A 13,175-nucleotide genomic window follows, 5' to 3' on the forward strand; every position below is an offset into this window, starting at 1 on the left:
TGGCCAGGGGCCGGAATTCTCCCGCGGCTCGGTAAGGCGACGATAGTCGCGATCGCTCTACTCACGTCTACCGCCGCGTGCGCTGACACGGTCGACGGGCAGCCGGTGGCAGTGCCGCGAAGCCCGGCCGCGACCACACCGGCGAAGGTGACCGGCGAGCCGTTCGCCGAACACGCCGTCGACGACGAATGCGTGCTCAGCGGTGGGGAAATCAGCGCCCTCGCGGATGTGAGCCTCGGCGACGGGCGAGACACCAGCACCGAACGCCACGACGGTTCCTATGGTCGAAGCTGCACCTACCACCTCACAGCCGGCTGAGTACTGTCCTTCAGCGCATCCATCGAAGTGGCGCGGCCACAACAGGGTTCGGTGACCGAGGCGACCATAGCGCGGCTGACGAATCCGACCGACCAGCGATGGGCGGCCGCTGCGAGACTCGTCGTCGCCGCCCTTCCCGCGTAGAAGCGATTCGAGCAGACATCCGATGATCACGGGGTGGAACAGAGGAAGACCGTCGCGGCGCGGCCGATGCGAGTGATAACCAGCGTATGCGGCCGGGTGCCGTGGAGTTTGAGTCGCGAACGCAGCGCGTCAGGATCCACATCGACGCCCCGGACGAGAATTTCGAGAGGCCCGCAATCGCGGCGATGCAGTTCGGCGCGCAGGATTTTCTCGCGAAAATCCATGCGATCGAGGATGCGGAAACCACGTACACCCTCGGGAACGGTGTCGCCGGTGAGATAGGCGATGCGTGGATCCAGTTGCCACAGGCCGTATTTCGAGGCGTAATGACGGACGAGCCCGGCGCGCACGATCGCACCGTCCGGATCGATGATCCACTGCCCCGGCGCGCGCTCATCGATGTCGTCGGGCTCGGCGTCGGTGATGGTCCACGCGGCTCCCTTGGCGGAGAGCACCGTCGCGCGACGGGTGACGCCGGACTCGGTGAGTCCCGCGGACCACAGGCATGCCTCACGCACCGAGCCGTCGAGCGAGACCACCTCCACCTCACCCGACCAGCCGAGCCGGTCGAAATCGAGACCGGGCGCGCACTTCACGGCCAGATCGCGACCCGCGTAGGCAGCGAGCAGGTCCGGCAGCGGCGGGCTCAGCGCGGCCGGGTCATGGGTGCGCCTGCCGTCGGCGCGCCGGGCGGGGTCGGCGATGATCACGGTGTCGCGACTGCTCGGACGCAGCGCATCCGCGCGGACCAGCATCACGTTTCGGGTTCGCTCCGCAGGTCCCCCGGCGGACGCGAGCGGACCCGGCTCCGCCGCCTCGTGCCAGTGCGGCCCCAGATTGTGCGCGGCGAAAGCCAGCCGCACTTCGTCCAGATCGCTGCCGAGCACCGCCGGGCACACCCGGGCCAGCTCGACGAGTTCGGCTCCGATCGAGCAGGTGACGTCGTGCACCGTCCGTCCGGCCAGCCGGGCGGCACGCTGCCGCGCGACGAGCGTCGGGGTGGCCTGTTGCAGCGCGTCGTCGGTGAAGAGCCACTGCGCGGCATCGAGGAGCTTCGCGCCTGCCCTGCGCCGCAAGCGCACGGTCTCGATCAGGGCCGCCGTTCGGTCGCCGTGCGTGCGGCGCACCTGTTCGAGATCGCGCAAGTGCGTCGCCGGGGTCAGCTCCAGCAGGGCCACCTCGGTCAGCGCGGCATTGCCTGCCGCGCTACCCAGGTACCGGACATCCTCGTGGGAGAAGCGATAGCCCACTACCGATCCCCCAGGACGTCCGTCCCACCGCTGTCGCGGCGTGCCGCCTCGGGAGCCCGGCGCGGGAATGCGACCAGGGGCTCGCACCCCTCGACTGCACCGACCGTGCCATCGTGGGGAGCGACATGGTCGCGAAGGGTGACGCGGCCCACTACTTTCCGGCGGAGCTCGGCTTCACGCCGGTGATCATGGCGTTGTAGAAGAACTGACGCGGAACCACGCGGCGCATGACGTTCTCGTCCACCCAACTCAGCCCCAGCCAGGCGCGGTACATCGCCATCCGGTAGCGCCAGGTGAGCTTCTCGGCGGGCACGGCCGCCTCGAAGGTGCGCACCGGCCAGCCCCACAGCGCGGCCGCGAATTCCTCGGTCTTGGCGGCCACCTCGACAGCGCCCGCCGAGCGGGCCATCGCCTCCAGGGCGCGCGGGTCGAAGGTGTGCAGGTCGACGACCGCTTCCAGGGCCGCGGCGCGCGAGGACTCGTCCAGCTCCTCCTGCGGGCGCCGCCAGTCGCTGAGCATCGGCAGCTTGGTGACCGTGGTGGTGGCCTTCCAGGTGATCCGGCCCAACCAGCGCGCGTAGAAGTTGCCGACCGTGGTCGGCTCACCGGCGAACACGAAGCGCCCGCCCGGCTTCAGCACGCGCAGGCACTCCTTGAGCGCCAATTCGACGTCCGGGATGTGGTGCAGCACCGCGTGACCGACCACCAGATCGAAGGTGTCGTCCTCGTAAGGGATGGTCTCGGCGTCGGCGACCCGGCCGTCCACGTCCAACCCGAGGTTCTGCGCGTTGCGCAGCGCGACCTTCACCATGCCCGGCGACAGGTCGGTGACCGAGCCGGACTTCGCCACGCCCGCCTGCATCAGGTTCAGCAGGAAGAAGCCGGTACCGCAACCCAGTTCGAGCGCCTTGTCGTAGGGCAGCGGGGCGGGACCGACGGCCGCGTCGAACCGGCCGCGCGCGTATTCGATACAGCGCTCGTCATAGGAAATGGACCATTTGTCGTCATAGGTCTCGGCTTCCCAGTCGTGGTAGAGAACCTGGGCCAGCTTCGTATCCTTGAGCGCTGCTTCGACCTCTGCCTCGGTGGCGTGCGGGTTCGGCGCGGGGTCGTCGGGACGTACCGTCATGGTCGGCAAGCCTACCCAAATCCCCAGTTGACGCCTGCTATCGCCCCACGAATTGCGCCGACCCCGGACCGTCGGCCAAATAGGAACCTGTTCCTATCAGGCGATCTTCCGTGGTGAACAGGACCGACCACTCGTCACGGGCGCGATCCAGACCGTGCGGACCGGCTTCGAAGACCGCTTTGGCGGCGGCCAGCGCGCGGGCGGGACCATCGGCGAACTGGCGCGCCCAACCCATCGCGGCGGTGTACACGTCGTCCGGCGCGACGACCTCGTCCACCAGGCCGAGAGCCTTCGCCTCCTCCGGCTCGACGAAACGGCCGGTGTAGACGAGGTCCTTGGCCGGGCCCGGCCCGATCAGCAGCGCCAGGCGCCGGATGCCCGCGAGCGGGATCAGGCCGGTTTTGATCTGCGGCAGACCCAGCTTCACGTTGTCACCGATGACGCGGCGATCCGCGCCCAGCGCCAGTTCCAGCCCGCCGCCGAGGCAGTAACCGCTGATCGCCGCGACAGTGGGCTGCGGGATCCTGGCCAGGCAGCCCACGGCCCGCTGGAGATCGGCCGCCATGGCGGTGGCCTCGTCACTGCCCAGCCCGCTCAGTTCGGCCACGTCGTCACCCGCCGAGAACACTCGTTCGTCGCCGTACACGACCACCGCGGCGACGCCCGGGTCCGCGGCGACGGCGTCGGCCGCCTCGGCCAGCTCGCGCACCAGCTGCAGATTCAGCAGATTCAGCGGCGGGCGATCGATCCGGAGGACGGCCACGCGGCGCGCGGCATCACCCTCGGGCAGATCCAGGGTCACGAATTCGGCCATGAGAGGTCACGCTACCGCGTGCTCACCGGCGTGGGCGGTCAGGTCCGGAGGAGGTAGCGCAGCGTAACCACGCAGGACCCCGCCCACGCCGACCAACAGACACAGCGTGGGCGGTCAGGTCCGGAGGAGGTAGCGCAGCGTAACCACGCAGGACCCCGCCCACGCCGACCAACAGACACAGCGTGGGCGGTCAGGACCGGAGGAGGTAGCGCAGCGTAACCACGCAGGACCCCGCCCACGCCGACCAACAGACACAGCGTGGGCGGTCAGCGCGCGGACCCCTTCAGCCGTCGAGCATCCGGAAGATCGGCGAAGTAGCGCTGGTTGTCCGGGAACGACAGCATCCGCTTGCCGTCCAGATCGGCCAGTACGGGCAGGATCGGATCGATGGCCCGCTGCGCGGCCAGGATGTCGGCGGTGGAGCGGAACGCACCCAGCGCGACCAGCTGCGACCAGGTCGGCGGCAGCAGCACGTCGGCGCCCGAACGCCATCGGTCCAGCGCCGCCGCCGGGGTGCTCCAGCGCACCTCCGCCGCCTCGGACGTGGCGCCGTCGGCCCGCTGTCCTTGCGGCAGCACCGCGACGAAGAACCGGGTGTCGTAGCGGCGCGGCTCGATGACCGGGGTGATCCAATTCGCCCACGGCCGCAGCAGGTCGGCGCGCAGCACGAGCCTCTCCTCGGCGAGGAACGACGCCAGCGACAGTTCCCTGCGCTCGAGCCTGCCGCGCGCGTCCCGGTACCCGGCGGTGTCGGAGACGACGCTGTCGGCGGTCGGGCCGGCCAGCAGCACACCGCACTCCTCGAACGTCTCCCGCACCGCCGCGCAGACCAGCGCCTTGGCCCTCGGCTCGGTGGTGGCGAATCGCTCGGCCCACCAGGCGGGCTCCGGTCCGGCCCAGGCGATGTTCGCGGTCGCGTCGGACGGGTCGACGCCGCCACCAGGGAACACGGTCATGCCCGCGGCGAACGCCATGGCGCCGACCCGGCGCTGCAGGAAGATCTCGGGCCCGTCGACGCCGTCGCGCACGAGCATCACCGTTGACGCGTCCTTCAGCGGCGGCGCCTGTTGCTGAGAGTCTGCCTGCGCTTCTGTCTCACTCACGTCTGCACCCTAACGCGCGCTTGGTGAGCGACGACACGGCCGTGGCCGGTCAGCGGGTGCGGTGCCTGCCCGCGCGCCGCGCACGCCGCGCGAAGTAGCGGCCGTCGACTCGATCCAGCGCGATCGATTGCCGGAAGGCGTCGCTGAGGTTCTCCGCGGTGAGCACGTCGGAGAGCAAGCCCTGCGCGACCACTGAGCCTTCGTTGAGCAGCAGGCCGTGGGTGAATCCGGGCGGGATCTCCTCGACGTGATGGGTGACCAGCACGATCGCGGGCGAGTCCGGGTCCGCGGCCAGATCGCCGAGCCGCTCGACCAGTTCCTCCCGGCCGCCCAGATCCAGGCCCGCGGCCGGTTCGTCGAGCAACAACAGCTCGGGATCGGTCATCAGGGCGCGGGCGATGAGCACCCGTTTGCGCTCGCCCTCCGACAGCGTTCCGTAGGTGCGGTCCGACAGGTGCTCGGCGCCGAGACTTTCCAGCATGTCGATGGCGCGATCGGTGTCCATGTCGTCGTAGCGCTCGCGCCAGCGGCCGAGCACCGCGTAACCGGCGGACACCACCAGATCGCTGACCTTCTCATCGATCGGGACCCGGCTGGCCACCGCGGCCGAGGACAGGCCGATGCGCGGACGCAACTCGCTGACGTCCACTTTCCCGATCCGCTCGCCGAGCAGATGGGCGACGCCCGCGGTCGGGTGCATCTCGGCGGCGGCCATTCGCAGCAGCGAGGTCTTGCCCGCGCCGTTGGGGCCGAGGACCACCCAGCGTTCGTCGAGCTCGACCTGCCAGGTGACCGGACCGACGAGGGTATGCCCCGAGCGGCGGACGGTCACGTCGGTGAAATCGATGAGCAGATCGGGATCCGGTTGCGGCACGGGCTCCATCTTGGCCCACCTGAGGGGGCACTTGCCAACGCGGGGAGGGGAAAGCCGAGCCGTGGCTGGAATCCGTGCCCGATCGCAGCCATCAGGGCCGTATCGCCCGAGCGTCCGACACGCCCGCGACGTCACCGCGCGATGTTCACCAGGATCGGGCGGGTACGGCGATCACCGTCATGGAGCCCGGCGCAACCTCGGTGTAGCCCGCGTCGCGCACGGCGACCGCGCCGCCCTCGGCCACCTGCTCGACCAGCGCGGCCCAGCGTCCCGCGTCGGCCTCGCGCACCGCGCAGCGGAAGCCGAGTTCGGCCCAGCGCCGCGCGTGCTCGACCGGCAGCGCGCCCGCCAGCAGCATGCTCGCGTGGCCCACCTGGGCGGCCGCCTTGCCCAGTGTCATCCCGAGCCCGGTGTTCACCCACAGGACGGGCAGGCTCGGATCGGGCGGCCCGGGCTCGTCGTGCTCGAGATCGGTGCCGCCGATCTGCAGACGCTTGATCCGTGGATCGACCCGGCCCACCGGCCCCGGGACCAGCGCCCGCGCCCGCGCACCGTCGATCTCGACGGTGACGCCGTCCACCGCGCAGGTCGCCTGCCACTGGGCGCCCCGCGCGCGACGAGCCACCTTGCGGATGCGGGATCGCTTCCACGCCCGATACGGCTCTTCCCATTCGCCACCCGGCCCGACCCGCTCGTCCAGGCACAGCGCCACCGCGGCGGCCGCCGCCGCGGCCAGCAGGGCGCTGCGCGGGGGCGGATCGGCTTTGGGCAAGTGCAGGACCATCTGCATCGCCTGCACCATGGCGGGGTCGTCCGGGTCGGCCGCCCCGTAGTAGCCGCGGGCCAGTTCCGCATGCCGGGCGTCGAATGCCGCGATATCCGATGTCGTTGTGGTGACGTCCGATGTGGCTGCCGCCGCGGATGGCTCGGCGCCGCAGTCCGGCATGCTCGTCATCACCGCACCTCGATCGTCAACGAGAACGTCCGGGCCGGCTCCAAACCCTGGTCCCACGGACGCGTGTACTCCATCTTCAATGTGGTCGCACCCGTCCCGACGCCTACGAAGCTCCACACGGCCGTGCCGCCGGCGCCCGGCGCGACCGGCGCGGCCGCATCCGGTTCGAAATCGGCCTCGCCGTCCGGTTTCACCACCGACGAGTCGAGTGCCGCGACGCTCCAGGAGTATCCGGTCGACGGGTTGGCAGGCAGGGCGACCACGAGCCGCTGTCCGGCCGACAGCCGCCGCTGCTGCGCGTTGTCGGCCTCACCTACGCGCACAACGGCATTCGCGACCTCGGCGGTGGTCGTCTCCGACGAGCCGTTGCCGCACCCCGCCACCGCCGATCCGATCAGCAGCACAAGCAGGGACTTCCGCACCCTTCCTCCGATCGCCGAATGATCAACCCGCAGTGAGCCTACCGATCGGCGGCTGCGCACACCGGCGCGCTGTCCGGGGTGTGGGTCCGGACCGCTCACCCCAGCGGGACGCGACGCAGCAAACCGTCCCTGGCGTCGGCGGCTTCCACTTCGTGCCGGGTGACTCCGAGAATGAACAGGACGGCGTCCAGGTACGGGTGCGAGAGCGCGGCGTCGGCGACCTCGCGCAGCGCGGGTTTGGCGTTGAAGGCGACGCCCAGCCCGGCGGCGTTGAGCATGTCGATGTCGTTGGCGCCGTCGCCCACCGCGACGGTCTGTTCCATCGGCACCCCGGCCTCGGCCGCGAACTTGCGCAGCGCGGTCGCCTTGGCCGCGCGGTCGACGATCTCGCCGACGACCCGGCCCGTCAGCTTGCCGTCGACGACCTCCAGCGTGTTCGCCTGCACGAAGTCCAACTCCAGCTCGTGCGCCAGCGGTTCGATCACCTGACGGAAACCGCCGGATACCACGCCGCAGCGGAAACCGATCCGGCGCAGCGTGCGGATGGTGGTGCGCGCGCCGGGGGTCAACGCGATCCGGTCGGCCACCTCCTCGATCACCGACTCGTCCAATCCGGCCAGCGTCGCGACCCGCTGCCGCAGCGATTCGGCGAAGTCGATCTCTCCGCGCATGGCGGCCTCGGTCACCTTGCGGACCTCGTCCTCCACACCCGCGTGTGCGGCGAGCATCTCGATGACCTCGCCCTGGATCAGGGTCGAGTCGACGTCGAACACGATCAGCCGCTTGCCGCGGCGGGCCAGACCGGCCCGCTCCACCGCGACGTCCACCTGCTCGGCCACCGCGACCTCGGCCAGTGCCGTGCGCAGCCGCGAATCAGTGTCCGGGCCGGAGTCGATGGCGGTGACCATCAGCTCCATGCCGGTCACCGGGTAATCGGCGATGCCGCGAATGGAGTCGATATTGGCGCCGAGGGCGGCCAGTTGCCGCGACACCGCGCTGAACGCGCGCGCGGTCACCGGGCTACCGAGGATGACCACCGCGTGGGTGGACATCGGCTGCCTGCCGATCGCCGCGTCCACTTCCACGTCGACGTGCATGCCGACGGTGTTCATGGCCTCTTCGAGCTCGTCCTGCAACGCCTCGGCGTCGGTCGGGCAGATGACCAGGACACCCAGGGTCAGCCTCCCCCGGATCACGACCTGCTCCACGTCCAGCAGACTCACCCGGTGCCGGGACATCGCCGCGAGCAGCACGGACGTCACACCGGGGCGGTCCGGCCCGGTGACGGTGACGAGAACGGTGGTGTCGGCCAACTGATGCGCTCCAAACTCGGTGTTCGCCGTCGCTGTCGGTGGACATCGTTGTCGTGACGCCAACGGTGCGTACTGCTCTCCACAAAAGAGTGTGCACCCGCTGTCACCAGCAGGTGCACACTCATGGCGGTATCTTTCGCCTACTTCGTCAACGCGGCCGTCTCGTGGACCTCGGTGGCGTGCTTGCCCGCACCCCAGCCCACATGGGCCTCGGCGCGCATGCGCTCGATCATGTGCGGGTAGTGCAGCTCGAAGGCGGGACGCTCGGAGCGGATGCGCGGCAGCTCGTAGAAGTTGTGCCGCGGCGGCGGGCAGGTGGTGGCCCACTCCAGCGAGTTGCCGTAGCCCCACGGGTCGTCCACGGTGACCACCTCGCCGTAGCGGTAGCTCTTGAAGACGTTCCACAGGAACGGCAGCATCGACGCGCCGAGCACGAAGGCGCCGATCGTGGAGATCGTGTTCAGCGTGGTGAAGCCGTCGCTGGGCAGGTAGTCGGCGTAGCGGCGCGGCATGCCCTCGGCGCCCAGCCAGTGCTGGACGAGGAAGGTGGTGTGGAAGCCGATGAACGTCGTCCAGAAGTGCCACTTGGCCAGGCGCTCGTCCAGCATGCGTCCGGTCATCTTCGGGAACCAGAAGTAGATGCCCGCGTAGGTGGCGAACACGATGGTGCCGAAGAGCACGTAGTGGAAGTGCGCCACGACGAAGTACGAGTCGGTGACGTGGAAGTCCAGCGGCGGGCTGGCCAGGATGACGCCGGACAGGCCACCGAAGAGGAAGGTGACGATGAACCCGATGGAGAACAGCATCGGCGACTCGAAGGTCAGCTGACCGCGCCACATCGTGCCGATCCAGTTGAAGAACTTCACACCGGTCGGGACCGCGATGAGGAAGGTCATGAACGAGAAGTACGGCAGCAGGACCGCGCCGGTGGCGTACATGTGGTGCGCCCACACCGCGATGGACAACGCGGCGATACCCAGGGTGGCGTAGACCAGCGTGGTGTAACCGAAGATCGGCTTACGCGAGAAGACCGGGAAGATCTCCGAGACGATGCCGAAGAACGGCAGCGCGATGATGTACACCTCGGGGTGGCCGAAGAACCAGAACAGGTGCTGGTAGAGCAGGATGCCGCCGGTCGCGGGGTCGTAGATGTGGCCACCCAGGTGGCGGTCGTAGGCCAGGCCGAACAGCGCGGCGGTCAGCAGCGGGAAGGCCAGCAGCACCAGGACGCTGGTGACGGCGATGTTCCAGGTGAAGATCGGCATCCGGAACATGGTCATACCGGGAGCACGCAGGCAGACCACGGTGGTCAGCATGTTCACGCCACCGAGGATGGTGCCCAGACCGGACACCGCGAGGCCCAGGATCCACAGGTCGGTTCCGACGCCGGGCGAGTGCAGGATGTCGGTCAGCGGCACGTACGCCGTCCAGCCGAAGTCCGCGGCGCCGCCCGGGGTGATGAAGCCCGCGGTCGCCATGCTGGCGCCGAACGCGTACAGCCAGTAGCTGAAGGCATTCAGGCGGGGGAAGGCGACGTCGGGGGCGCCGATCTGCAGCGGCAGGATGATGTTGGCGAAGCCGAACACGATCGCGGTCGCGTAGAACAGCAGCATGATCGTGCCGTGCATGGTGAACAGCTGGTTGAACTGCTCGGTCGACAGGAACTGCAGGCCGGGGCGCGCGAGCTCACCGCGCATCAGCAGCGCCATCAGGCCACCGATGAGGAAGAAGCCCATCGACGTGGTCAGGTACATGACACCCAGGACCTTGGGGTCCGTGGTGGTGACCATCTTGTAGATGAACGAGCCCTTCGGCCCGGTCCGAGCCGGATAAGGCCGAGTCGCTTCCAACTGAGGGACTGGCTGGGGCTCTACGGCAGTCACTGATCCTCCTGAAAGGTGCCTTTAGGTCGCTCCGCAGGCTCCGCTGATCGCATCCATCCGCTATGTCGGGACAGACGACAGTTCGCTTGCGCTCTTCGAATCGTAAACCGTGGCGATGGAGCGAGCCGAACGGGTCCTACTCTCTGTCGTATTTGTTCGGCCGCACCTGCGGCACGGCGTGTTCGCGGTCCCCTCGGGGCTCGGGTTGCGATTCTGGTCCTACTGCGGTCGGCACCGATCAGTTCGGCGGGCCGGGTCCGTCTGTACCGGTGACATCAGTTCACCTCGCAGCCAGGAGACCAGTGATGACGAAACCGAACGACACCAAGCCGGGCGATCCCTGTTGGGTAGAGCTGTACACCTCCGATCCCGACCGGAGCATCGCGTTCTATCGCGACCTGTTCGGGTGGACCGCCGAGAGCGCGGGCGAGGAGTTCGGCGGCTATATCACCTTCCGCAAGGACGGGCGCGCGGTGGCGGGCGCGATGGCCAGGATGCCCGGCGACACCGACAGCCCGGAACAGTGGACGGTGTATCTGGCCAGTCCCGATGCCCAGGCCACCGCCGACGCGGCGACCGCGGCGGGGGCGTCGCTGGTCGTGCCGCCGATGGCGGTCGGCGAGCTGGGCACGATGGCCGTGCTCGGCGACGTCGGGGGCGCGGGCGTCGGCATCTGGCAGGCCGGGACGTTCCCCGGTTTCGAGACCATGGGCCTGGTCTCCGGCGGGCAGTGGCGCGACCACGCGGGCGCACCGTCGTGGTTCGAGTTGCACACCCGCGCCTACGACGCCTCGCTGACGTTCTACCGCGACGTGTTCGGCTGGTCGGACGTCTTGACGATCTCCGACGTCCCGGAATTCCGCTACTCCACCATCCACGCGGAGAGTCCGATGCTCGGCGGCGTCATGGACGCCTCGGCGTTCCTGCCCGAAGGCGCACCCGCCGGCTGGACCGTCTACTTCGGCGCCGACGACGTGGACAAGACCGTCGACCGGCTCGCCGAACTGGGCGGCTCGGTGCTCTCGCCCCCGGAGAACACCCCCTACGGCCGCATGGCCGCGGTCACCGACGCCACCGGCGCCCGCTTCAGCATCGGCGGCGAGAAAGCGTGATTCACGGCGCCGTCCGGCGCTGCGAATCAGACACGGTACCCTCAGCCGCATGCCGCTGAGCGCCTTCGTTCGCTTCCGAAACCGCACAGCTTCTCCCACACCCGCCGCCGCGGGTCGCCGGGTGATCGTGGTCGCCGCCGTGTGCGCGACCGTTCTGGCGGCGGGCTGTGGCGGCAAGAGCGACGACGACGTCTCGATCGTGCGCACCACCACGAATATCGCGGGTGCGGGCGTGGTGGGTCTGGAGCGTGACACCACCCGGGCGTGCGCGTTGCCGAGCGCGCCGGACCCGGCGGATGCGCAGACCCGGAGCGTCACGCATGCGGCGGGGGTCTCCGAGGTGCCCGCCGATCCACAGCGCATCGTCGTGCTCACCACCTCCGCGCTGGACGCGGTCTGCGCGCTCGGCCTGTGGGAGCGGGTCGTCGGCACGGTGACCCTCGACGGGCCGAGCCCGCAACCGGCCTATCTGGGGACCGGCGTGCTGAAGATTCCCGGCGTCGGCACCGCCGCGCAACCCGACCCGGCCCGGATCGCCGATCTGCGCCCCGACCTGATCCTCGGCGAGATCCCCACCGGCGCGGCGAGTTTCGCCGCGCTCCAGGCCATCGCCCCGACCGTGCTGGTCGGCTCGAACAACAGCTGGCAGGCCGAATTCGCGGCTTTCGCCGCGGGTTTGGGACGTCTGGGCGCGGCGGAGACCGCCCTGCAGAACTACCGCACCGAGGCGCGCGACACCGGTGTCGCGCTGGCGGCGGGCCAGACCCAGGCATCGGTCATCCGGTTCACCGCCGACACCGACCAGGTGCAGGGCGGCGACAGCTTCGCGGGCCAGGTGCTCGGCGATGGGGGCGTGCAGCGGCCCGCCGCCCAGCGCGGCGCCTCGTTCGACGTGCGCGGGGGCGAGTTCGCCACGAAGGTGGAAGGCGACGTGATCTACGTGATCCTCGCGGGCCGGGAGGGCAAGGAGCACGGTGAAGCGGTGCTGCGCACCGACGAATGGAAGGAACTCGGCGCCGCCACCGACCGCCGGGTGTTCGCCGTGGAGGACAGCGTCTGGCACGGCGAGGGCCTCACCGCCGCCCGCGCCCTGCTCACCGATCTGCGCAACACGCTCAACGGCTACGTGACCGACTGAGCGCCACACCCTTGGGTGGGATTTCGCCCACCCTGGGAGTGCCCGGACCAGCGCTGGGGTTGCTGTCGGAAGGGCCGCTCGAGGACGAGATTAAGAGGTACGCAGAACAACCTCTCAATCGACACTCGAGGACACGAAATGCACACGCTGACCGATTCGCTCGCCGACAACCTCTACGTCCTGCCGCTGGCCGAGCCCGTCGCCGAGGTCGATCCGCAGGCGGTCGTGGTGTCCACCGCCGATTGCGACCTCACCTACGCCGAACTGGATCGCTGGTCCAACCGCCTCGCCCGCCTGCTGCTCGGCATCGGCGCGGGCCCCGGCACCCGCATCGCGGTGGCGATCGACCAGCCCATCGAGTCCGTCGTGGCCGAGCGGGCCGCCACCAAGATCGGCGCAGTGACCGTCCCCGTGACCGAAGACGGCTCCTTCGCGCTCGGCACCCCGGTGGGCGTCACCACCAAGGATCAGCGGCCCGACCAGGCCGGCGCGATCACCTGGCTGGTGCTGGACGAGCGCTCCACTCTCCAGCGCTACCTCACCAGTTCCTCCGCCCCGCTGGGCACCGCCGACCTGGATCTTCTTCCCGCATCCGCCTGACCGGGCATATCCCTCCCCACGCGACCCGAACAGCGATGTTCGGGTCGCGCAGTGTGCGCAATACCCCCGCAGCGCCGACCGCGCCGGTTCAGAATTGACTTGCCGCGAGCTGTGCGGCGG

At 69.6% G+C, this 13,175-nt stretch carries 13 protein-coding genes; 4 read left to right on the top strand and 9 right to left on the bottom strand.

Annotated features, from left to right (window positions below; translation table 11 throughout):
• Positions 1–105 precede the first annotated feature (105 nt).
• A complete protein-coding gene (locus M8859_RS02630; RefSeq protein ID WP_195069331.1) occupies positions 106–318 on the top strand; it encodes a hypothetical protein in 213 nt (70 codons plus the stop codon).
• A 170-nt stretch (positions 319–488) separates the two neighbouring features.
• On the opposite strand, the gene M8859_RS02635 is transcribed toward M8859_RS02630, so the two are convergent.
• The 9 genes from M8859_RS02635 to ctaD all read right to left on the bottom strand — a co-directional run bounded on the left by M8859_RS02635 (position 489) and on the right by ctaD (position 10,205).
• Positions 489–1,712: a class I SAM-dependent methyltransferase gene (locus M8859_RS02635; protein ID WP_249643702.1), complete on the bottom strand. Its 1,224-nt coding sequence runs from the start codon at positions 1,710–1,712 to the stop codon at positions 489–491.
• Positions 1,713–1,863: 151 nt separating this feature from the next.
• The gene (locus M8859_RS02640) at positions 1,864–2,841 is read right to left on the bottom strand and encodes a class I SAM-dependent methyltransferase (RefSeq protein ID WP_159920398.1); all 978 of its coding nucleotides are present in this window, start codon (positions 2,839–2,841) and stop codon (positions 1,864–1,866) included.
• 37 nt (positions 2,842–2,878) lie between these two features.
• Positions 2,879–3,655, bottom strand: coding sequence for an enoyl-CoA hydratase-related protein (locus M8859_RS02645; protein ID WP_249643703.1), 777 nt, complete (start codon positions 3,653–3,655; stop codon positions 2,879–2,881).
• A gap of 266 nt (positions 3,656–3,921) precedes the next feature.
• Positions 3,922–4,689, bottom strand: a complete 768-nt coding sequence (locus tag M8859_RS02650; RefSeq protein WP_249643903.1) for an NUDIX hydrolase — start codon at positions 4,687–4,689, stop codon at positions 3,922–3,924.
• A 118-nt stretch (positions 4,690–4,807) separates the two neighbouring features.
• A complete protein-coding gene (locus tag M8859_RS02655) occupies positions 4,808–5,641 on the bottom strand; it encodes an ABC transporter ATP-binding protein (RefSeq protein ID WP_159921249.1) in 834 nt (277 codons plus the stop codon).
• Between the two features lie 136 nt (positions 5,642–5,777).
• The gene (locus M8859_RS02660; protein ID WP_249643704.1) at positions 5,778–6,587 is read right to left on the bottom strand and encodes an aminoacyl-tRNA hydrolase; all 810 of its coding nucleotides are present in this window, start codon (positions 6,585–6,587) and stop codon (positions 5,778–5,780) included.
• Positions 6,587–7,009, bottom strand: coding sequence for a protease inhibitor I42 family protein (locus M8859_RS02665; protein WP_159921245.1), 423 nt, complete (start codon positions 7,007–7,009; stop codon positions 6,587–6,589). The genes M8859_RS02660 and M8859_RS02665 overlap by 1 nt, the downstream gene beginning before the upstream one ends.
• Before the next feature lie 95 nt (positions 7,010–7,104).
• Entirely contained in the window at positions 7,105–8,322 is a 1,218-nt protein-coding gene (gene serB, locus M8859_RS02670) for a phosphoserine phosphatase SerB (protein WP_159921243.1), read from the bottom strand.
• 140 nt (positions 8,323–8,462) lie between these two features.
• Positions 8,463–10,205: an aa3-type cytochrome oxidase subunit I gene (gene ctaD, locus M8859_RS02675; RefSeq protein WP_159921241.1), complete on the bottom strand. Its 1,743-nt coding sequence runs from the start codon at positions 10,203–10,205 to the stop codon at positions 8,463–8,465.
• 305 nt (positions 10,206–10,510) lie between these two features.
• Between ctaD and M8859_RS02680 the strand changes: the two genes are divergently transcribed.
• The 3 genes from M8859_RS02680 (at position 10,511) to M8859_RS02690 (ending at position 13,055) form a co-directional block, all read left to right on the top strand.
• Entirely contained in the window at positions 10,511–11,317 is an 807-nt protein-coding gene (locus tag M8859_RS02680) for a VOC family protein (RefSeq protein WP_159921239.1), read from the top strand.
• 49 nt (positions 11,318–11,366) lie between these two features.
• Positions 11,367–12,455 (top strand): ABC transporter substrate-binding protein, encoded by a 1,089-nt coding sequence (locus M8859_RS02685; protein ID WP_159921237.1) that lies wholly within the window; start codon positions 11,367–11,369, stop codon positions 12,453–12,455.
• 138 nt (positions 12,456–12,593) lie between these two features.
• Positions 12,594–13,055 carry an AMP-binding protein gene (locus tag M8859_RS02690; RefSeq protein WP_195069337.1) on the top strand — a complete coding sequence of 154 codons (462 nt, stop codon included), beginning with the start codon at positions 12,594–12,596 and terminating at the stop codon, positions 13,053–13,055.
• Positions 13,056–13,175: the final 120 nt, after the last annotated feature.

The organism is Nocardia sputi, from assembly GCF_023501985.1.